Raw genomic sequence first — 18,135 nt, 5'->3', positions numbered from 1 at the left:
GAGTGCTTGCGCCGCCTTAAAGGAAGAGTCAGGAGAACCACGTATTATACCAGCCCGGCCATGCTCAGTCTGGCCGCGTGGCGTTCAGGTTTCAGGGTCCTGCCGCGAAAAAATCAGCTCCGCAACAGGAAGGTCACCGGTCCGTCGTTGACCAGCTCCACCACCATGTGGGCGCCAAAGCGCCCGGTTTCCACCCCGGCGTGGCGTTGTCGGCAGATTTGCACCAGCTGGTTGAATCCGCGTTCAGCCTGTTCCGGTGGTGCGGCGGTGGTGAAGCTGGGCCGCATCCCCGAGCGCGTGTCGGCGGCCAGGGTGAACTGGCTGACCAGCAGCAACCCGCCGCCGGTCTCGGCCAGTGAGCGATTCATCTTGCCGGCCTGGTCAGCGAACACCCGATAGCCCAGCAGCCGTTCGGCCATGCGCGTGATCTGGGTCGGACCGTCGTGCGGCTCCAGTGCCACCAGCGCAAGCAGGCCCGGGCCGATCGCACCGACGCGCTGCCCTTCCACCTCCACCGAAGCGCGGATCACGCGCTGGATCAGCGACAACATGGGAGCAGGCTTCCTTGGGCGGACGGGCTACACAGGGTGTGGACGCGCCGGCCGCTTTGCAATGACGGGCCTGTGGCATCTACGCGGCCGCGCTGAACGCCCGGATCGAGCGCATGGCCCGGCGCGATCCAGCCCAGTACCCGTGGACCTACAAGCGTTACACGCTGCTGGCCGCCGGGCGGCGGCCAGGCCGATTCCCACCGGCCAGGCACTTGCATTGACGGGGCCGACGTGAACGGCTTGTTCGCGGCGGCTTGGCTGGACTGGGCAAGGGGCGCGTAGAGTGCCCTGCACCGTTCTGCCGTCGTGCTCGTGCCGGCAAGGGGCAATGACGGAAAATGGCCGTCCGCGCGCTGGTTCGTGTCCTCCGGCCAAGGGCCGAATGATGTGTCAGAGGTGAACAGCCGCTTATCATGGGCACCTGCATTTCATTGACAAAAGGACCATCCGCGCTTTCGCATCGCAGTCATGGCTGCACACCGAGCTTGAATTTCGACGACGCGATTGCATCCCATGCAGCGACAGGCGCGTCTCCGGAACGACGCCGAGCCTTTTCCAGGCGGCCATTCCCGGTTTCGTCAGTCCTGAAAGGAGTCCCTGCATGTCTGCCTACCCGCTGCGCGCACCTGCCATGAGCACTCCCACCGTCCCCTTGCCGGCCCCGTTCGGCCACCCCGCCGCGATCGCCTGCGAACGCGCGGCGGCCGAGTTGCGCAGCGGGCGTCCGCTGGTGCTGCACGAGGGCACCGGCGCGCGCACCGCGGTGCTGGCGCTGGATGGCGCCACGCCGGCGTCCTACGCGGCGTTCGTGGCCGCCGCAGGCGCCGGGGTGTCGCTGTTCGTGACCGGCATCCGTGCCCGCGTGCTGGGCATCGATGCACCGCGCGGCGCGCGTCTGGAAGTGGCCGGCCGCCACTTTGACAGCCTGGCTGCACTGGCCTACCTGCCCTCCGAGGGCGCTCCGCCTGCATGGACGTCCCCGACCGGCCTGGATGCCGGGGCGGCCGAGATCGCGCGCCTTGGCCTGCTGCTGCCGGTGCTGCTGGTGCACGACCTGGAGGCGGCGCCCTCGCCCTTCGATGCCTGCGCGCAGCTGTCGCTGCAGGAGCTGGCTGCCGGCGCCGCGCACGCCAACCGCGACTGGGAACTGGTGGTGCGCACCGAGGTGCCGCTGCGCGAGGTCGGCCCGGCACAGTTCGTGGTATTCCGTGGCGGGGTGGCCCAGCGCGACCAGGTGGCAATCATCGTCGGCCAACCCGACCTGACCCGACCGGTGCCGGTGCGGGTGCATTCCTCGTGCCTGACCGGCGACCTGTTCGGCTCGCTCAAGTGCGACTGCGGCGATCAGTTGCGCAACGGCCTGCTCAAGCTGGCCGAGCTGGGCGGCGGGGTGCTGCTGTACATGGACCAGGAAGGCCGCGGTACCGGCATCGCCGCCAAGCTGCGCGCCTACGGCTATCAGCATGCGGGCATGGACACCATCGATGCGGACGCATTGCTGGGCTTCGGCCCGGACGAGCGCCGCTACGAAGGCGCGGCGGCCATGCTGCGCGGGCTGGGCGTGAACCAGGTGCGCCTGCTGACCAACAACCCGGCCAAGGTCGAGCGCCTGCGCGCGACCGGCATCGAAGTGGTGGGCCGCATGCCGGTCACCGGCCGGATCACCGCCGACAACGAAGGCTACCTGCGCACCAAGGCCGCACGCGCCGGCCACGCGCTGGATGTGGATGCACTGATCGCCTCGCTGTCGTAGCCCGGTTTTCGACCACCCGCTTGCGGCGCCGGCGCGCATGGACGCAGGCGATGAACTTCAAGTCAAAAAGTCGCCATGGGCGGGAACCGCCAACAATGGCAACTCCTTGGCTCCTGGATGGGCACGATGGACCGCATGCGGGCCCGGCCCCTGGCGCGCTGCGCGCCGTTGCTCACCAGCGCAGGCGTCGACGGGCCAGCGTCAGGCTGAGCTGTGCATGCAGCGCGCGGGCTTGCTCCAGCGGCACCAAACGCAGCTTCAGACGCGGGCCATCGCCGAACGCGCCGGCCGTATCCAGCAGCAGTGAGGCGGTGCCGCAACGCCGGTCCAGGGGCGAACGGCTCAGGCGCAGCGCCTGCAGCTTGTCGATTTCGGCAAAGCGCCACCAGCGCGTCCACCAGCCGCCGCGCACGGCGACCAGACGCGCGTCCACGCTCCAGCCCATGCGCCGCACCTGGCGATGCGCCTTGAACGCCGACCACGGCAGCCACAGCAACACCAGCAGCGCGGACTGACCGGCCAGCGGCCACAGCGCCGCGGCGATCAATGCCAGCCAGAACGCCGGCCACAGGCACAGCCGCCACCAGTGCCGGATCGGCACCGCATGCCAGTGCGTGGGCGGCCACTGCACGCCGGGCAGCACGTGCCGCACCAGCGCATCGCAGGTGTCCGGTGTGGCCAGCGGGACCAGTTCGCGGATCGACTTGCGGTGCTCGCCACGCGACTCGACCACCGCGGTATCGATGTTCAGGCTGCGCCGGTTGAACCAGCGATGCAGCACGCCCTCGCGCAGCGTCCAGGACTGGATGCGTCGCCGCGCGGCGCTGGTGCGCACGCGCGCCAGCAGGCCGCGCTCGACGGTGAGCCGGCGCTGCGATTCGCTCAGCCGGAAGCCGTGGTACTGCAGCGCGGCCAGCGCGATGGACAGCACCCGCAGCAGCGCGATCGCCCACACCAGCAGGCTGGCTGCGGTGATCAGGCCGGACATCCAGCCCATGTGCAGCCGGCTGGCGTAACCGAACACCTGCTGGCCGTAATCCTCGATCGCGTTGGCGACCATCTTCTGCGGAAACATCTGGTAGGCCGCGCCGGCGGTGGCGGCCATGGCGATCATGCCGCGGTTGGAGATCAACCCCAGCCGCACGATCTCGCCCGGCGGCAGGGTCAACAGGGTAGTGCTGTCGGAGACTTCGGCCGCTTGCTCCGGGGTTGCCTGGCCGCGCTGGCGCACCAGCTGTTCCAGCGCCAGCGCCTGGTCCAGGCGCAGCACCCGCATCTGCGCTTCTGGCCTGGCCCCGCCGGCCGATTCCAGGCGCAGTTCGGCCACGCCGAAGATCCGGTGCAGCAGCGACTGGTGCACCACCACGTTGTGGATCCGGGCGAACGGGATTTCGCGGCGGTTGCGGCTGAGCAGCCCGCTGCGGATGCTCAGGCCATCGGCACCGATGCGGTAGCGATAGGTCAGGTAACGCACCAGCGAGACGCCGACCAGGATCGCCATCACCACCAGGGTGGCCAGGTTCTCGTAGACATCGCGCTCGCCGTCGCGGCCGCCGAATACCACCAGCACGATCAGCGGCAGCAGGAACTGCTTGAGCTGCTGCAGCAGCACGAACAGCCACGACCACGGATGCAGGCGCTGCTCGCGCATCGCTGCCGGGATGGCGGCCGCCTCGCTCACAGTGCGTCGTCGTCGCGGTCCAGCTGGCGCGCCAGGCGCTCGCGCAGGCGCTCGGCGTCGCGCTGGTCCAGGCCGGACACCGACACCGCACTGAGCCGGGTCCCGGCCGTGTGCACCACCAGCGTGGCCAGGCCCGCGGCGCGTTCCAGCGGGCCGCGGCGCAGGTCCAGGTGCTGCACGCGCGAAAGCGGGACCTGGGTTTGGCTCTGCCACAACCGTCCCTGCCTCAGGGCCAGCCCCTGCGCGTCCAGGCGCCAGCGCGTACAGCGATGGCGGCGGTAGGCAATCCCCCCGGCCAGCACGGCCAGCACCGCGCTGGCGGCGACGAGCCACCGCCACGGCAAGGCGAGCGGCAGGGTCAGGTGCGCCACCAGCAGGGCCACCAGCCCTGCGCCCAGGGTGCCGAGCAAGGCACCGGCGGCGGCCAGCTTTGCCCCGCGCGCAGGCAGTTGCTGCCAGCCTTCGGGCAGGCCCGTGCCGGTGGCCGGATCTTCGCCGAGCGGTGGTGGCAGACGGTCGGGAGCAGGGATGTCGTGCAACGCGCGTGACCTGGCGGGAAGTGCAAAGAAACGCCAGGTCGAGGGAACTCGGTCCGGCATGTGTGCCGTCCGGTGCTCCCGGCGGCGGTCATCGCGCAGGAGCCTACCATCGGCTCAAACCGTTGCGATGGGGCCGTGGACCCTCGCGCTGTTGCCTTGCTGATCCGCGCACGCGTCCACGCACGTGACGCGGCGGCCCAGGATGGCCGGCCCAGATCCGCGCTACCACAGCCCCGGCTCGAACAGCGCCCGCATCGTCGAGCGCGCGCGCCAGCGCCGCCACGGGTGAGCTGGCCGCGACCGCAGCGGACCAAAGCCACCTTCGAGCAGGCGCTCGGTGGCGGCCACCACGCGCTGGGCGGCGTGGCCATCGCGCGAGGGATGGATTCGCGCGCCATACTCCCTGGCGGCCTGCATCTGCGCCGGCGGTTGCGCCAACGCCGCATCGATGGCCGCATCGACCTGTTCCGGTGCCTGCACGTCCAGCAGGTACGGCTGCGGGCGGCGGGTGCGCAGGGTGACCACCGGCTTGTCCAGCAGCACACATTCCTCGATCACCGAGGAGGTATCGCAGACCAGGACGTCGGCGGCCCGCAGCATGTCGACCACATCGGGCGATTCCAGGAACCGGGCGTGGGCACCGGCCAGGGCGCGATAGGCGTCGAACAGCGGCGGCGGGCATTTGGGGTGCAGGGTCAGCAGCCAGTAGCGGTCGCCGCGGGCGATCAACTCCGGCAGTACCGACAGCAGTGCCGGGGCCGCGCTCAGCGATCGGGTGAAGGTCGAGGCCACCATCACCACCGGCCTGCCGCCGGCGGCGTCGCGCAACGTCGGCCTGCCCGCCGCGGGCGCGAACAGCGGATCGAGCTTGGGCCAGCCGGTTTCGGCCACGGCGAAATCCCCATGCTCACGCGCCAGCGCGGCAAACCGCGGCGTGGTCGCCGGACCATGGGTGCAATACAGGTCGAACAGGTCGCGGATGCGGAAATGGCCGCGGCCGCCATCGTCGCGCTTGTCGATGTTCAGGCCGTGGAACAACTGCACCTGCTTGCCCGGCAATTGCGGGGGGATGCGGTGCACGGTGGAAAACGTGGCGTCGGCCGCGAACGCGGCCAGCGCGGCGCGGTCGGCGATGCGTACTTCGCCCGGGCCCAGCCGTGCTGCCAGGGGGGCGGCACAGAGCCAGCCGACGCGGTGGCCCGCCGCCTGCGCGGCAGCGGCGACCGGGCGCAGCACAGGCAGCGAATACAGCTCCGAGGCAAGCAACAGGTAGGCGGACATGCGCGGCACGATACCAGCGCCGCCTTTCCATGGGACCGCCACAGGCTTCCGATAAACTGTGCGCCGTTTTGCCAGACCAGCCCTGATGTCGCAGCCGCCGTCCCTGCAAGTCCCGAACCGGCCGTTGGCCCTGGCCGCGATCGTGGCTTGCGCCGCGCTGGCCATCGCCCTGGACCATGGCATCCAGGTCGGGCGTGAGAACCACGCCGGCCTCATCCCGGTGGTGCGCCGGCTGCTCGATCCGGGCTACCTGCCCGGCGATTTCGGCATCCAGCTTCGCGCCCACCACCATCGCATCTTCGCGCTGCTGGTGGCGGCCCTGGCCCTGCCGCTTGGCGAACGCGCCGCCTTTGCCGTGCTGACCTGGTCCGGCTACCTGCTGGTGTTTGCCGCGCTGTGGCAACTGGGTGCGGCCCTGGCCCTGGCGCGGGGCCGCCGGATGCTGCTGGCGGTGGCGCTGGCCAGCGGCTTTGCGTTCCTCGATCACGGCGTGGAAGCCAACCGGTTCCTGGGCAACGGCCCGATCATGCCGCCGACTTTCGCCCATGCCGGGATCGTGTTCGCGCTGGCCGCGCTGGTGCGCGGGCGCTGGAACCTGGCCCTGGCCCTGTCCGGCGCGGTGGCGCTGGTGCACCTGCAGATCGGCGGCATCTGGATGCTGGTGATGGCCCTGGAAGCGACCCGGCAGCGAATCTGGCGGCGGCCGGCTCGTTGGCTGCCGGGACTGGCCGCGGCCCTGCTGATCGCCGCGCCGGCGCTGTACGACCTGGTCGCGCTGGCGCAGCAGGGCCTGACCCGGCAGATGGGCGCGCTGCAGGACGTGGCCTTCCGGATGCCGCAGCACTTCACCTTCCATGGCAACCGCATGGCCGTGGTGCTGCTGTACCTGGGCCTGTTCGCGTGGACGTGGCGGCGCTGGCGCAGCCGCGGCGATGCGCGCGCGACACGGTTCGCACCACTGTTGTCGGTCGCGCTCATCCTGATGGCCTTCACCGTGCTGCACTATCTGGATTACTACCTGCTGCGCAGTGGCTGGATCGCGCGCGCCCAGCTGTTGCGGCTGAGCATGTTCGTGCCGGTGCTGGCCGCGTGCGCGCTGCTGGCGCAGGGCCCCTGGCCTGCGCCCCGGGCCGAGCGCTGGCCGTGGCTGGCGGCAGCCCTGTTTGCGCTGGGGGCCCTGGGTGTGGCGTTTGCCAAGGGCGAGCCGCCAAGCCTGCGCGTGGTCGATGCCGCCCGCATGCGCGGTGACTGGACCGAGCTGTGCGACTGGGTGCGCGCACGCGGTCCACAGGTGCTGTATGCGACCCCGCCGGGACATGTCGGCTTCACCGCGTGCAGCGACCGCTCCACCCTGGTCGAATTCAAGATCAACCCCGACGGTGGCGCCGGTCGCGAGCAATGGCTGGAGCGCCTGCATGCAATCACCGGCGGCACCCTGCCGACCGGAGCCGGGCGGATCGAAGTGGCCCAGGCCCTGGATGCGGCCTATGCGCGCCTGCCGGCCAGCGGCTTGGCCGCGCTCGCCCGCGATTACGGCGTGCGCGCCGCAGTGGTGCCTGCGGCCAGTCCGTTGCGCGGGCCCGAGCTGTACCGTAACGCCGGCTACCGGGTGGTCGCGCTGGATGCCACGCTGGCCGCGGAACCGAGCCGGTGAAGCGGGCCACTGTGCCAATCTCGGCGTGCGTGATCACCCTTGAGGAGGCCGACCGGATCGGCGAGTGCCTGCGCTCGCTGGCCTTCTGCGAGGAGATCATCGTGGTCGACTCCGGTTCCGCCGATGCCACCTGCCGGATCGCCGAATCGCTGGGCGCACGGGTCCTGGTTCGCGCCTTCGACGGTTATCGCAGCCAGAAGGACTTTGCCGTGCAACAGGCGCTGCACGACTGGGTGCTGTGCCTGGACGCGGACGAGCGCGTGGACCAGGCCCTGCGCGCGTCGATCCTGGCCGCGCGCGATGGCGGGTTTGCCGGGGCGGCGGGCTACCGCTTCAACCGGCTTTCGGACTATTTCGGCAGGTTCCTGCGCCACGGCAACGCCTATCCGGACCGGGTCCTGCGGCTGTTCGACCGGCGCCGTGGCGGCTGGCGCGGCAGCCGCCAGATCCACGAAGCGGCCAGCGTCGATGGACCGGTGCGCACGCTGGCCGGCCATCTGCTGCATTTCCCGTACCGCTCGCTGGAACAGCAGCTGGCCAAGACCCAGCGCTACGCCCTGATGATGGCCCAGCACGAATTCGCCCGCGGCAAGCGCGCCTCGTGGGCCAAGCTGGTGGTGTCACCGGCCTGGCGGTTCTGGCGCGGCTACGTGTTCCGGCTGGGCTTCCTGGATGGCTGGCGCGGCCTGGTCTACGCCTACGTGCGCGCCAACTACGTGCGCCAGAAGGCGATCATGCTGTGGCTGCTGCAGCACGGCCAGCCGGTGCGGGATCCGTAGGAACTCCTAAGCCTTGTGCGGGTCTTCGCGCAGGCTGAAGCCCAGCAACACCCCGACCAGGACCACGAAACTGCTGCCGGTCAGCTGGTGCGCCCACATCGACTGGCTCAGCCCGCACAACACGAACACCACCACCACCGCCAATCCGGCCAGCGCGGCACTGCGCGACCGGCGCGGGAAGGGCTGGACCAGCAGCTGGCGGGCGAACAGCCAGGCCGGGACGCCGTACAGCGCCAACAGCGCCACCAGCCCGGGGATGCCCATCGTCGCGCCCCATTCGGGGAAGTCGCTGTGCGCGTGGCGCAGCCGGCACCAGTCGTCCGGCGCCGGGACCCGGCATTGCGGCGCGGTCTCGAGCACCCGCTCGAAACGGCCCACGCCCACGCCGGTCCAGGGATCGGCGATCAAGGCCTCGGTGGCCAGGTCCAGCAACTGCAGGCGTGCGCCCGAGGACGAATCCGGATCGCCCGCCGCATAGCGCATCAGGTCCACCCGCAGCGCCTCCACCCGCTGCTGCACCTGCGGCAGGACGAGCGCGATGCTGAGCAGCGCCAGCACCGCCAGCGCCCAGGCTTCCAGGCGATGCCCACGGCCACTGGTGGCGCGCACGAACAGCGCCATGATCACCACCATCGCTGCCGCCGGCCAAGCCCCTCGGGTCCCGCTCAGTCCGATCGCCACCACCCCGGCACAGGCCGCCAGGGCAGTGATCGCGAACCGACCGGAAGGCCGCAGGAACACCACCAGCGCCAGCAGCATCGCCGCGGCATCGGCGAAGGAGATCGCGTTGGTCCAGCCATCGGCGCGCGGAAGGTGCTGCCGGATCTGCAGGATTGCCACCACCGCCGCGCCCAGCAAGCCGAGGACCGCCCCGCCCCACAGCGCGGCGCGCGGCGGCGCCAGGCCCAGCACCATCAGCGAGGCCAGCGGGATCAGCAGCACCCGGCCGCGGCTGCCGGCTTCGCCCCAGCTATCGTGGTGCACCAGCACCGAAAAGCTCACCACACAGGCGACCGTCACGACCACCCCGGTCATCATCAGCACCGGCCAGCCGGCAGCCTTGCGCGCGGCCCAGATGCGGTCCGGCGCCAGCAGCGCGGCGACCAGGGTCAGGCATGCGGCCGGGGTCAGCCCCCACGGGGTGGCGATCATGCATGCAGGCATCAGCAGCAATGCCAAGGCGTAGAGCGCACGCGCCGTGCGCAGCCGCCGCGAGTCGGGGAACGGCTGGTCCAGAAACATCCTGTGGCGGGGCGCGAGCATCGGATTCATCTACGCCGCGAAAGCCGAACGCCAGCTCACCCGTCTTCGGCCTGGGTGGCGCCGGCGGCCCCGTCCACCGGCAGCTCCGGCGAGGCCGGGCAGTTCACCCGGGCGGCCATCGGCACCAGCCACCAGCCGCGCCGGTTGGAGTTGACCAGCTGCTCGGCCACCTGGCGATCCACGCAGCTGGGCAAGGCCACATCCTGCACCAGCAGCCAGCGGCGGGCCGGCGCCTGGGCCTGCCAGGCCAGCCCGCGCCGCAGCTGTTCCCTCCACGGCGTCTGGTTGAAGCCGAAGGTAGTGGTGCGCGACTGGCTCATCAGCAGGTTCTGCTCCTTCCAGGCCACCATCCCCAGCTCGGCCTCGGGCCCGATGCGCATGGCCACCTCGCGCATCACCCCGCGCGCGGAGCTGGAATCATTGAGCAACGGCGCCACGGCGATGCCGTACAACACCCACACCCCGCCCAGCACCGAAAACAGCGCCGCGGCCGGGCGCCGGGCGAACCACAGCAGGCTGCCCACACCCCAGCTGCCGATGGCCAGCAGCACCCAGGCCAGGGCATCGGTGACCGCCCGGTCCAGGCCGCGTTCGGCATGCAACTTGCGTTCAAAGCCCGGTTCGCCGGTGAGCATCGTCACGCCCAGCCCCAGGGTCACCGCCACCAGCACCCCTGAAAAGGCATAAAGCACGCCTCGCGGCACCCGCTGGCGCAGGATCCCCGGCAGCAGCGGCGCCAGCGCCAGGCACAGCATCGGCAGGGCCGGCATGATGTAGACATCGCGCTTGCCCCGCGGAATGGAGAAAAACACCATCACGATCAACCACCACGCGATCGGCAGCAGGTAGCGCGGGTCGTGGCGCAGGCGCAGGCGCCGTGCCCACGGGGCGATTGCCCACGGCAGGGCCAGGATGGTCGGCGCCCACATCAGCAGCACGCCCAAAAAGTACCAGGCCGGCTGCGGATGGTCCCAGGACTGGGCATAACGCTTGGCCGTCTGCCGGAACAGGATGTCCTCCAGGTAGGCGCGGTGCTCGGGATTGGCCGAGGTCAGCACCGTACCCACCATCGGCACCAGCCAGATCGAGACCGCCACCAGGAACGCCAACGGCCCCAGCCAGAAGCGCCTGTCGCCGGCCCACACCCTGACCCCCGGCCAGCCGCGCACCGAGGCCAGCGCCGCCGGCAGGATCATCAGCAGCGCCAGGAACCCCACCCCCTTGGTGATCGTGCCCAGGCCGGCGAAGAACCAGCCCAGGACCCACATCTTCCAGTCCGGGCCCTTGATCAGGTGGCGGATCAGGCCGTAGTTGGCCAGGGTGACCATGCCCAGCACCAGCGCATCGATCTGTGCGCGCTTGGCCTGGTAGGTGAACTGGAAGGCGAACAGCAGCGCCCAGCCCGCGTACAGCCCGACCTTGCGCGTCCACAGGCGCTGGCCGAGGTCCTTGACGCACCAGATCGCCAGCAGCGAGGCCAGCAGCGAAGGCATCAGGAAGGCCACCCGCCAGTTGCCGGTCAGCAGGTAGAACAGGCCCTGCAGCCACATCAACATCGGCGGCTTGTCCGAGTACAGCTCGGTGCCGCGATGCGGGAACAGCCAGTCGCCGCTGGCCACCATCTGCTGGGCCACCAATGCAAAGCGCGGCTCGTCGGCCGGCCAGGGATCGCGCAGGCCGATGCCCGCACCGATCACCAGCAACGCGGTGATGAACAACAGCCAGGCATCGAGGGGACGGGGACGGGCGAAGGACAGTGGGCGCATGGCGGGAAATGATAGCGGGGCGACGTCAGAGGGCCGTGCGCTTGCGCAGCGGCGCGGCGCGGTGACTCAGCCGGCGGCCTTGTGCAGGCGCGCATAGAAGAAGCCGTCCATGCCGTCCTCGCCGGTGAGCCGCTGCCGGCCTGCACCACTGGCATGGCCGAAGGCGGGGCCGGGATCGTCGGCTTGCGCATCGACGTGCCGAGTCAGGAACGCATCGATCTGACCGGCGTTCTCCTCGACCAGCAGCGAGCAGGTCGCGTAGACCAGCGTGCCGCCAGGCCTGAGCACGGCCCAGGCCGCATCGAGCAGGCGCGCCTGCAGCGCGCTCAGCGCGGCGATATCGTCCTGGCGCCGGTGCAGCAGCACGTCGGGCTGGCGGCGCACGATGCCGGTGGCCGAACAGGGCGCATCCAGCAGCACCGCGTCGAACGGCACCCGGTCCCACCAGGCGTCCGGGTCGGCGGCATCGGCCGCGCGCAGGGTGGCCTGCACGCCGACCCGCTCCAGGGTCTGGCGCACCTGGCGCAGGCGCCGCGCGTCCACGTCCACCGCCGTCAGCGCCAGGCCGGGGAAGCGTTCGAGCAGGTGCGCCGCCTTGCCGCCCGGCGCGGCGCAGGCATCGAGCACGCGTGCGCCGTCGGCCAGCGCGAACAGGTCGGCCACCTGCTGGGCCGAGCCGTCCTGCACCGACACCGCGCCTTCGGCGAACCGGGGCAGCGCCGCGGTCGGGACCGAGCCGGCCACGCACAGCGCGTCGGCCAGTACCGCGCTGGGCTGCGCGTCGATGCCCGCCCCGGCCAGTTCGGCCAGATAGGCCTGGCGCGTCCCCCGCCGCCGGTTGACCCGCAGCCAGGTCGGCGCGGCCTGGGCGCTGGCGGCGAAGATCGCCTCGGCCTGCGCCGGCCAGTCGGCGCCGATGCGGGTGCGCAGCCAGGCGGGCCAGGCCTGGGCCGGATCGCCTTGCCGGACCCCTTCGCGCTGGGCGCGGCGCAGCAGCGCGTTGACCATCCCGGCCTGGTGCGGTCGACCCAGCGTGCGCGCGGCTTCGACCGTGGCCGACAGCGCCGCGTGCGGCGGCAGTTCCAGCGCGTCCAGCTGGGCCAGGCCGGCCAGCAGCAGCGCGCGCAGGTCACCATCGCGCGGGCCCAGCGGCCGGCTCATCCAAGCCTCGAGCACCAGCCCGTAGGCACCCCGGCGGCGCAGCGCGGCAAAGCAGATCGCCTCCAGCAGCGCGCGGTCGCGCACGTCGGCCAGCTGCGGCAGGGCGGTGGCCAGCTCGCCCTTGAGCGAACGGCCCCGGTGCAGCACTGCATCGAGCACGCGCGCGGCCATCACCCGCACCGCCACCCCGGCCTGGCTGGTGCTCATGCGCCGGTCAGGTCGCGGCGCGCGTTGAGGTAATCGGCCGCGGTGATCGCCTTGCCGCCTTCGCGCTGGACCACGCGCAGGCGCAGCGCGCCGGCGCCACAGGCGATGTCCAGGCCTTGGCGGGTCGCGGCCAGCAGGGTCCCCGGCGCAGCCTGGTGGTGCAGATCCAGGGCAATGGCGCCATGGATGCGCAGGCGCTCGCCGGCCACCGTGGCTTCGGCGATCGGCCAGGGCATGAACGCCCGCACCTTGCGCGCCAGCGCGACCGCAGGCTGACTCCAGTCCAAGCGGGCTTCGGCCTTGTCCAGCTTGTGGGCGTAGGTCACCCCTTCGGCCGGCTGTGGGGTGGGGATCGGCCGGATCCCGGCGCGCAGCAGGCCCAGGCCATCGGCCAGCACCTGCGCACCCAGCTCGGCCAGGCGGTCGTGCAGCAGGCCGGCGGTGTCGGTTTCGCTGATCGGCGTGGCCTGCCTGAGAATCACCGGGCCGGTGTCCAGGCCGGCGTCCATCTGCATCAGGCACACGCCCGATTGGCTATCGCCGGCCTCGATCGCACGCTGGATCGGCGCGGCCCCGCGCCAGCGCGGCAGCAACGAGGCATGCACGTTCCAGCAGCCATGGCGGGGGATCTCCAGCACCGCCCTGGGCAGGATCAGGCCATAGGCGACCACGACCATCAGGTCCGGCGCCAGCGCCCGCAGGGCGGCCTGGGTCTGGGGGTTGCGCAGGGTCTGCGGCTGCAGCACCGGGATGCCGCGCTTGAGCGCCTCCAGCTTGACCGGCGAGACCGACAGCCCGCGCCCGCGGCCGGCCGGACGATCCGGCTGGGTATAGACGGCGACCACTTCGTTGTGGCGCGCGGCCGCGCGCAGCGACGGCACGGCAAACTCCGGGGTGCCGGCGAAGACGATTTTCATGGGTGAGCGACCAGGACGGGGAAGGAAAACGCGAAGGGAATCGCCCACCGGCGCGGGCGACGGCGCCCGCCGGCACCTGCCACGGCCATCAGGCCGCGCTGCGCTTGGCCTTGGCCAGCTTCTTCCTGACCATCTCGCGCTTGAGCGGAGAGAGATAATCGACGAACAGCTTGCCATCCAGATGATCCAGCTCGTGCTGGATGCACACCGCCAGCAGGCCTTCGACCTGCAGCTCCTGCGCCGCGCCGGTGCGGTCCAGGAACCTGACCGTGATCGCCTCGGCACGGGTCACGTCGGCGAAGATGCCCGGCACCGACAGACAGCCTTCCTGGCAGACCTGTTCACCGGACTTGTCGACGATTTCCGGGTTGATGAACACCTGCGGGGTGTTCTTCTCCTCGCTGACGTCGATCACCATGAAGCGCTGGTGGACGTCCACCTGGCTGGCGGCCAGGCCGATCCCCGGCGCCTGGTACATGGTTTCGAACATATCGTCGAGCAGGGTCTGGAACGCCGGCTCGGCCACGCGCTCGGCGGTCACCGGGACGGCCCGGGTGCGCAGGCGCGGATCGGGGAATTCGAGAATGGGCAGCAGTGCCATGGTGAACACCTAGATGGGGTGCCAGTGCGGGTCCGGCAAGTGGCCGGCCATTCTAGTACCGCAACCCGAAGATATCGAAACGTGAAAGCGCGGCTTCAAGCCCAGGGCGGCGTTGCAAGCCTTGCCAAGGCGGCCTGCCTTGGCGGCAGCTTGCGCCTTGCCCTGGACTTGAATCCATCACTTTCACCATGTTCCGTTATCTCCGGGCTACGGTACTGGCGCAGGGCGCTTGCGCGATCGGTCGTTTTCTGGACTATAGTGCGGACCGCCTGTTGGGGAATCAGGTACATACCGCCATGTTCAAACACTTTCGTACAGCTGCGGCTGTCGCGTTCCTGACCCTTGCCGCCTATGCGACCGCACAGGAGCTGGCCGGCGATCACCCGGACACCTACGTGGTGAAGAAGGGCGACACGCTGTGGGACATCTCGGCGCGCTTCCTCAAGAAGCCGTGGCTGTGGCCGGAAATCTGGCAGGCCAATCCGCAGATCGCCAATCCGCACCTGATCTATCCCGGCGACATCATCAGCCTGGCCTACCTGGACCGGGTGGCGGTGCAGCCCGGTCCGCGCCAGGAAGCCCCGCTGACCGGCCTGCCGCTGGCCGACATCGAGCCGTTCCTGCGCAACATGCGGGTGGTGGACAGCTTCGAGGAGCTGCCCTACGTGGCCGGACTGCAGGACGACCGCCTGCGCGCCTTCGGCGATCTGGACCTCTACGCCGTTGGCCTGCAGGCCCCGCAGCTGGGCCAGCGCTACGCCGTGGTCCGGCCGACCAGGCTTTACGACGAGCCCAGGCCCAGTTCGGATCTTGACCGGCGCGGCAAGCGCACCCTGGGCGAAGGCAGCCTCTGGAAGCAGACCGAGGTCCCCAACGAGCACAGCGACTTCCTGGGCTACGAGCTGGAGCAGATGAGCGTGGGCACGGTCACCGCGGTCGATGCCGAAGGCAACATCACCACGCTCAAACTGGAAGGCGACGGGCGCGAAGTGCGCGCCGGCGACCGCCTGATCCCGGTCGAGGCCCAGCCCTACGACCTGCAGTTCTTCCCGCACCCGCCCAGGACCCCGCTGGTCGACGGCAAGGTCCGCGTCATCTCGGTGGCCGACACGCTCAGCCGCGGCGGCGAGCACGACGTGGTCGCCGTCTCGGGGGGCCGCCGCGAAGGCTTGGACAACGGCACCGTGCTGTCGATCTGGCGCCCGGGCAGCTACAGGCTGGACCCGCTCAAGAGCCCCAGCTCGCGCATCGAGGAGACCAGGAAACCCGGCCAGGGCCGCAACAAGCTGCCCGACCAGTACACCGCGCACGTGATGCTGTTCAAGACCTACGAGAAGGTCAGCTACGGCCTGATCATGAAAGGCTCGGCGCCTTCGCGCGTGGGCTACTTCCTGCGCGATCCCGATGCCGGCCAGGGCTCCACCGCGACCGCCAGCCTGCACTGAGTTTCAGGCTTTTCCTACCCAATACCGCGACGGCGCCCGAGTGCGCCGTCGTCGTTTCCGGGCCAGGCTGGCCGCATGGAAGATGAAACCTGTGCCCTGCTGACCCTGATCCTGGCCGGCGGCGCCACCGCGCCGCGACGGCTGCTGCTGGACACCCATGGCAGCGCCCAGGCGGCGCTGGCCGCCGGCCCGGCTGCCTGGCGCGCGGCTGGCCTGGATGACAAGCGCTGCGCGCGCCTGCACTGCCCCAGCGGCGCCGCCCTGGATCGTTGCGCGGCCTGGCTGGCCGCGCCGGGCCACCATTTGTTGCACTGGCAGCATCCGGACTACCCGGCGCTACTGCGCCAGATCGGCTCGCCGCCGCTGGCGCTGTTCGTCGACGGCGATGCCGACCTGCTCTGGCATCCGGGAGTGGCCGTGGTCGGCAGCCGCTCGCCCACTGCCGGCGGGCGCGACAACGCGCGCGCCTTCGCCCACGCACTGGCCGCGGCCGAGTTGGTCGTCTTCAGTGGCATGGCCGCCGGCGTGGACGCGGCCGCGCACGAGGCGGCCCTGGCCCTGCCGCAGGGCCGTACCGTGGCGGTGGTCGGCACCGGCCCGGACCTGGCCTATCCGGCCGCCCACGCACGGCTGCGCGAGCGGATCGTGAATCAGGGCGCGGTGGTGAGCGAATTCCCGCCCGGGACCCAGGCGCGCGCCGCGCACTTCCCCAGCCGCAACCGGCTGCTGGCCGGGCTGAGCCTGGGCACAGTGGTGATCGAGGCCGCCGAGCGCTCGGGCGCCCTGATCACCGCCCGGCAGGCGGCCGAGGCCGGGCGCGAGGTGTTCGCCGTGCCCGGCTCGATCCACAACCCGATGGCCCGCGGCTGTCATCGCCTGATCCGCGATGGTGCCACCCTGGTCGAGCGGCCGCAGGAGATCGTGGAGGGAATCGGCGGGTTGGCTGGCGAGCTGGCCCAGGCCCTGCGCCAGCGCCTTGCGGAAGGGTCCGGGAGCCCTCATCCAGAGGTCTCTGCAGATCCCGCGCCCCCGGATCCGGACTACCAGCGCTTGTGGAAGGCCCTCGGCCATGACCCAACCGGTATGGATGCCCTGGTCGCGCGGACCCGATTGACGACCGCCGAGCTGTCCTCCATGCTGCTGGTCATGGAACTGGATGGGCGGGTCGCGGTCGAACACGGGCGCTACTCACGCAGATCGTAGTTTTCCCACCTCCACAGTGCTTCGGAAGCACAGGCCGAGGGCAATGAAAGAGAGCATCCTGGATGTCCTGCTGTACCTGTTTGAACACTATTTCACCGAAGACGCCGACCCGGTCCGCGACCGCGACTCCCTTCAGAACGGCCTGATCCAGGCCGGCTTCAGCCCCACCGAAATCAACAAGGCCTTCGACTGGCTCGATGCGCTGGCCGAACAGCGGCCAGCCGCGACCGAGCCGCGCGTGGATGGCCCGATCCGCATCTTCCATGGCCTTGAGCTGGAAAAACTGGACGTGGAGGGCCGCGGATTCCTGATGTTCCTGGAACAGCAAGGCGTCCTGGACGGGGACCAGCGCGAGCTGGTGCTGGACCGCGCCATGGCCCTGGACCAAGACGAACTGGACCTGGACGACCTCAAGTGGGTCGTGCTGATGGTGCTGTTCAACCAGCCGGGTTCGGAAGCGGCCTACGCCTGGATGGAAACCCAGATGTTTGCCGACGAGCCCGAGCCGGTTCACTGAACGTCCTCAGCCGGGGCCGGGAACCATGTCCAACGCCTGAATCAAGCCGGCCCGCGAAGCGGGTTCGGCCTGAACGAATTGTCAGCGCTGCCCTGGCTCGGTGATGCCCAGATCACGGCATATCTTGCGAGCGAGATGATCATTGATTTCAGTGTGGCGCGGGACGGCACTGCGGTTGCCAAGTGCCGGATTGTGCCACCAGGAATGGCGAGCGCCCTCACGGAGCAGACTGCAGCCGTTGGATGTCAGATGTTGAAGAAAATCGCGGGGCTTCATACCGCGATAGGCAACTCTTCAAATCCATGACCGGCGGCGTCGATTGCATCGGCGCGGTTGAACTCGATGGCCTCGGCCAGGGTGACCCGGAGAGACTCAAGAAGCTCCTCGCGGGTTGCCTCTTGGCAATTCACACCAGGAACCTCTTCGATCCACCCGATCCAGGCGCCGGCTTCACGTTTTACGACTGCCGTATAGGCCTGCTGCATGGCTTTGCTCCAGATCTTCTGTCGAGGATAGCTGAATGCTGGCAGAGGCGGTAACTGGTACTACGCAGACCGCAACCGGCAGACCCACGGCCCGATGCAGGCACAGGCGCTGGCGCAGCGCGTTCGGGACGGCCACATCGGCCTGGACGCACCGACCAGCCCGAACGGCAGCGTCGCGAACTGGGCACGGTGACCATCGCCATCCTGGTCGCCGCCGGCGCCCTGATCCTGCTCGGCATGGCGCTGCTCGGGGTGTTGGCGGCCACCCTGGCCTCCGGCCGCTTCGGCCAGTAGACGCACCTGCCACAACGGACCGCGCTTGACAGCCGGCC

At 70.3% G+C, this 18,135-nt stretch carries 18 protein-coding genes and 1 pseudogene; 8 read left to right on the top strand and 11 right to left on the bottom strand.

The genetic code is table 11. The annotated features are described in order from the left end of the window. Positions 1 to 113: 113 nt before the first annotated feature. A complete protein-coding gene (gene dtd / locus DSC_RS03635) occupies positions 114 to 551 on the bottom strand; it encodes a D-aminoacyl-tRNA deacylase (RefSeq protein WP_014159777.1) in 438 nt (145 codons plus the stop codon). Between the two features lie 83 nt (positions 552 to 634). On the opposite strand from dtd, the pseudogene DSC_RS16495 reads away from it, so the two are divergent. Together DSC_RS16495 and ribA are read left to right on the top strand one after the other, a co-directional pair. Further along, positions 635 to 752: pseudogene (locus DSC_RS16495) on the top strand (lauroyl acyltransferase); the annotation flags it as partial. A 400-nt stretch (positions 753 to 1,152) separates the two neighbouring features. After that, positions 1,153 to 2,304, top strand: coding sequence for a GTP cyclohydrolase II RibA (gene ribA / locus DSC_RS03630; protein WP_014159776.1), 1,152 nt, complete (start codon positions 1,153 to 1,155; stop codon positions 2,302 to 2,304). A 172-nt stretch (positions 2,305 to 2,476) separates the two neighbouring features. Here ribA and DSC_RS03625 read toward each other — a convergent pair whose 3' ends face one another. The 3 genes from DSC_RS03625 to DSC_RS03615 all read right to left on the bottom strand — a co-directional run bounded on the left by DSC_RS03625 (position 2,477) and on the right by DSC_RS03615 (position 5,805). Next, complete coding sequence (locus DSC_RS03625; protein ID WP_043290379.1) at positions 2,477 to 3,955, bottom strand: PH domain-containing protein; 1,479 nt, start codon at positions 3,953 to 3,955, stop codon at positions 2,477 to 2,479. A 26-nt stretch (positions 3,956 to 3,981) separates the two neighbouring features. Beyond that, positions 3,982 to 4,524 (bottom strand): PH domain-containing protein, encoded by a 543-nt coding sequence (locus DSC_RS03620; RefSeq protein WP_014159774.1) that lies wholly within the window; start codon positions 4,522 to 4,524, stop codon positions 3,982 to 3,984. 222 nt (positions 4,525 to 4,746) lie between these two features. Beyond that, on the bottom strand, positions 4,747 to 5,805 hold the full coding sequence (locus DSC_RS03615; protein WP_014159773.1) for a UDP-N-acetylglucosamine 2-epimerase: 1,059 nt from the start codon (positions 5,803 to 5,805) through the stop codon (positions 4,747 to 4,749). A gap of 85 nt (positions 5,806 to 5,890) precedes the next feature. Between DSC_RS03615 and DSC_RS03610 the strand changes: the two genes are divergently transcribed. Both DSC_RS03610 and DSC_RS03605 read left to right on the top strand, forming a co-directional pair. After that, positions 5,891 to 7,459: a DUF6798 domain-containing protein gene (locus tag DSC_RS03610; RefSeq protein ID WP_014159772.1), complete on the top strand. Its 1,569-nt coding sequence runs from the start codon at positions 5,891 to 5,893 to the stop codon at positions 7,457 to 7,459. A gap of 11 nt (positions 7,460 to 7,470) precedes the next feature. Further along, positions 7,471 to 8,238 carry a glycosyltransferase family 2 protein gene (locus tag DSC_RS03605; protein WP_043290928.1) on the top strand — a complete coding sequence of 256 codons (768 nt, stop codon included), beginning with the start codon at positions 7,471 to 7,473 and terminating at the stop codon, positions 8,236 to 8,238. A gap of 6 nt (positions 8,239 to 8,244) precedes the next feature. Here the strand turns inward: DSC_RS03605 and DSC_RS03600 are convergent, their stop codons facing one another. The 5 genes from DSC_RS03600 to def all read right to left on the bottom strand — a co-directional run bounded on the left by DSC_RS03600 (position 8,245) and on the right by def (position 14,153). Then, positions 8,245 to 9,501: an O-antigen ligase family protein gene (locus DSC_RS03600; protein WP_014159770.1), complete on the bottom strand. Its 1,257-nt coding sequence runs from the start codon at positions 9,499 to 9,501 to the stop codon at positions 8,245 to 8,247. 35 nt (positions 9,502 to 9,536) lie between these two features. Further along, a complete protein-coding gene (locus DSC_RS03595; protein ID WP_014159769.1) occupies positions 9,537 to 11,267 on the bottom strand; it encodes an ArnT family glycosyltransferase in 1,731 nt (576 codons plus the stop codon). A 66-nt stretch (positions 11,268 to 11,333) separates the two neighbouring features. Then, positions 11,334 to 12,635, bottom strand: coding sequence for a 16S rRNA (cytosine(967)-C(5))-methyltransferase RsmB (rsmB, locus tag DSC_RS03590; RefSeq protein ID WP_014159768.1), 1,302 nt, complete (start codon positions 12,633 to 12,635; stop codon positions 11,334 to 11,336). Continuing rightward, on the bottom strand, positions 12,632 to 13,552 hold the full coding sequence (fmt, locus tag DSC_RS03585; RefSeq protein ID WP_014159767.1) for a methionyl-tRNA formyltransferase: 921 nt from the start codon (positions 13,550 to 13,552) through the stop codon (positions 12,632 to 12,634). Before fmt ends, rsmB begins: the two co-directional genes overlap by 4 nt. A gap of 88 nt (positions 13,553 to 13,640) precedes the next feature. Beyond that, entirely contained in the window at positions 13,641 to 14,153 is a 513-nt protein-coding gene (def, locus tag DSC_RS03580; protein WP_043290925.1) for a peptide deformylase, read from the bottom strand. A gap of 296 nt (positions 14,154 to 14,449) precedes the next feature. Here def and DSC_RS03575 point away from each other — a divergent pair, with 296 nt between their 5' ends. The 3 genes from DSC_RS03575 (at position 14,450) to DSC_RS03565 (ending at position 17,318) form a co-directional block, all read left to right on the top strand. Then, positions 14,450 to 15,598, top strand: a complete 1,149-nt coding sequence (locus tag DSC_RS03575) for a LysM peptidoglycan-binding domain-containing protein (protein WP_014159765.1) — start codon at positions 14,450 to 14,452, stop codon at positions 15,596 to 15,598. 75 nt (positions 15,599 to 15,673) lie between these two features. Then, positions 15,674 to 16,801: a DNA-processing protein DprA gene (gene dprA, locus DSC_RS03570; protein ID WP_014159764.1), complete on the top strand. Its 1,128-nt coding sequence runs from the start codon at positions 15,674 to 15,676 to the stop codon at positions 16,799 to 16,801. Positions 16,802 to 16,844: 43 nt separating this feature from the next. Continuing rightward, a complete protein-coding gene (locus tag DSC_RS03565; protein WP_014159763.1) occupies positions 16,845 to 17,318 on the top strand; it encodes a DUF494 family protein in 474 nt (157 codons plus the stop codon). A gap of 81 nt (positions 17,319 to 17,399) precedes the next feature. On the opposite strand, the gene DSC_RS17500 is transcribed toward DSC_RS03565, so the two are convergent. Both DSC_RS17500 and DSC_RS03560 read right to left on the bottom strand, forming a co-directional pair. After that, a complete protein-coding gene (locus DSC_RS17500; RefSeq protein ID WP_014159762.1) occupies positions 17,400 to 17,594 on the bottom strand; it encodes a type II toxin-antitoxin system HicA family toxin in 195 nt (64 codons plus the stop codon). Then, on the bottom strand, positions 17,591 to 17,803 hold the full coding sequence (locus tag DSC_RS03560) for a type II toxin-antitoxin system HicB family antitoxin (protein WP_014159761.1): 213 nt from the start codon (positions 17,801 to 17,803) through the stop codon (positions 17,591 to 17,593). The genes DSC_RS17500 and DSC_RS03560 overlap by 4 nt, the downstream gene beginning before the upstream one ends. Before the next feature lie 31 nt (positions 17,804 to 17,834). Here DSC_RS03560 and DSC_RS17495 point away from each other — a divergent pair, with 31 nt between their 5' ends. Continuing rightward, on the top strand, positions 17,835 to 17,996 hold the full coding sequence (locus DSC_RS17495; protein WP_425476609.1) for a GYF domain-containing protein: 162 nt from the start codon (positions 17,835 to 17,837) through the stop codon (positions 17,994 to 17,996). Positions 17,997 to 18,135: the final 139 nt, after the last annotated feature.

It is taken from the genome of Pseudoxanthomonas spadix BD-a59, assembly GCF_000233915.3.
Classification (GTDB): Bacteria; Pseudomonadota; Gammaproteobacteria; order Xanthomonadales; family Xanthomonadaceae; genus Pseudoxanthomonas_A; species Pseudoxanthomonas_A spadix.
The sequence above is the reverse complement of the archived record's forward strand: the minus strand, read 5'-3'. Positions and strand labels throughout refer to the sequence as shown.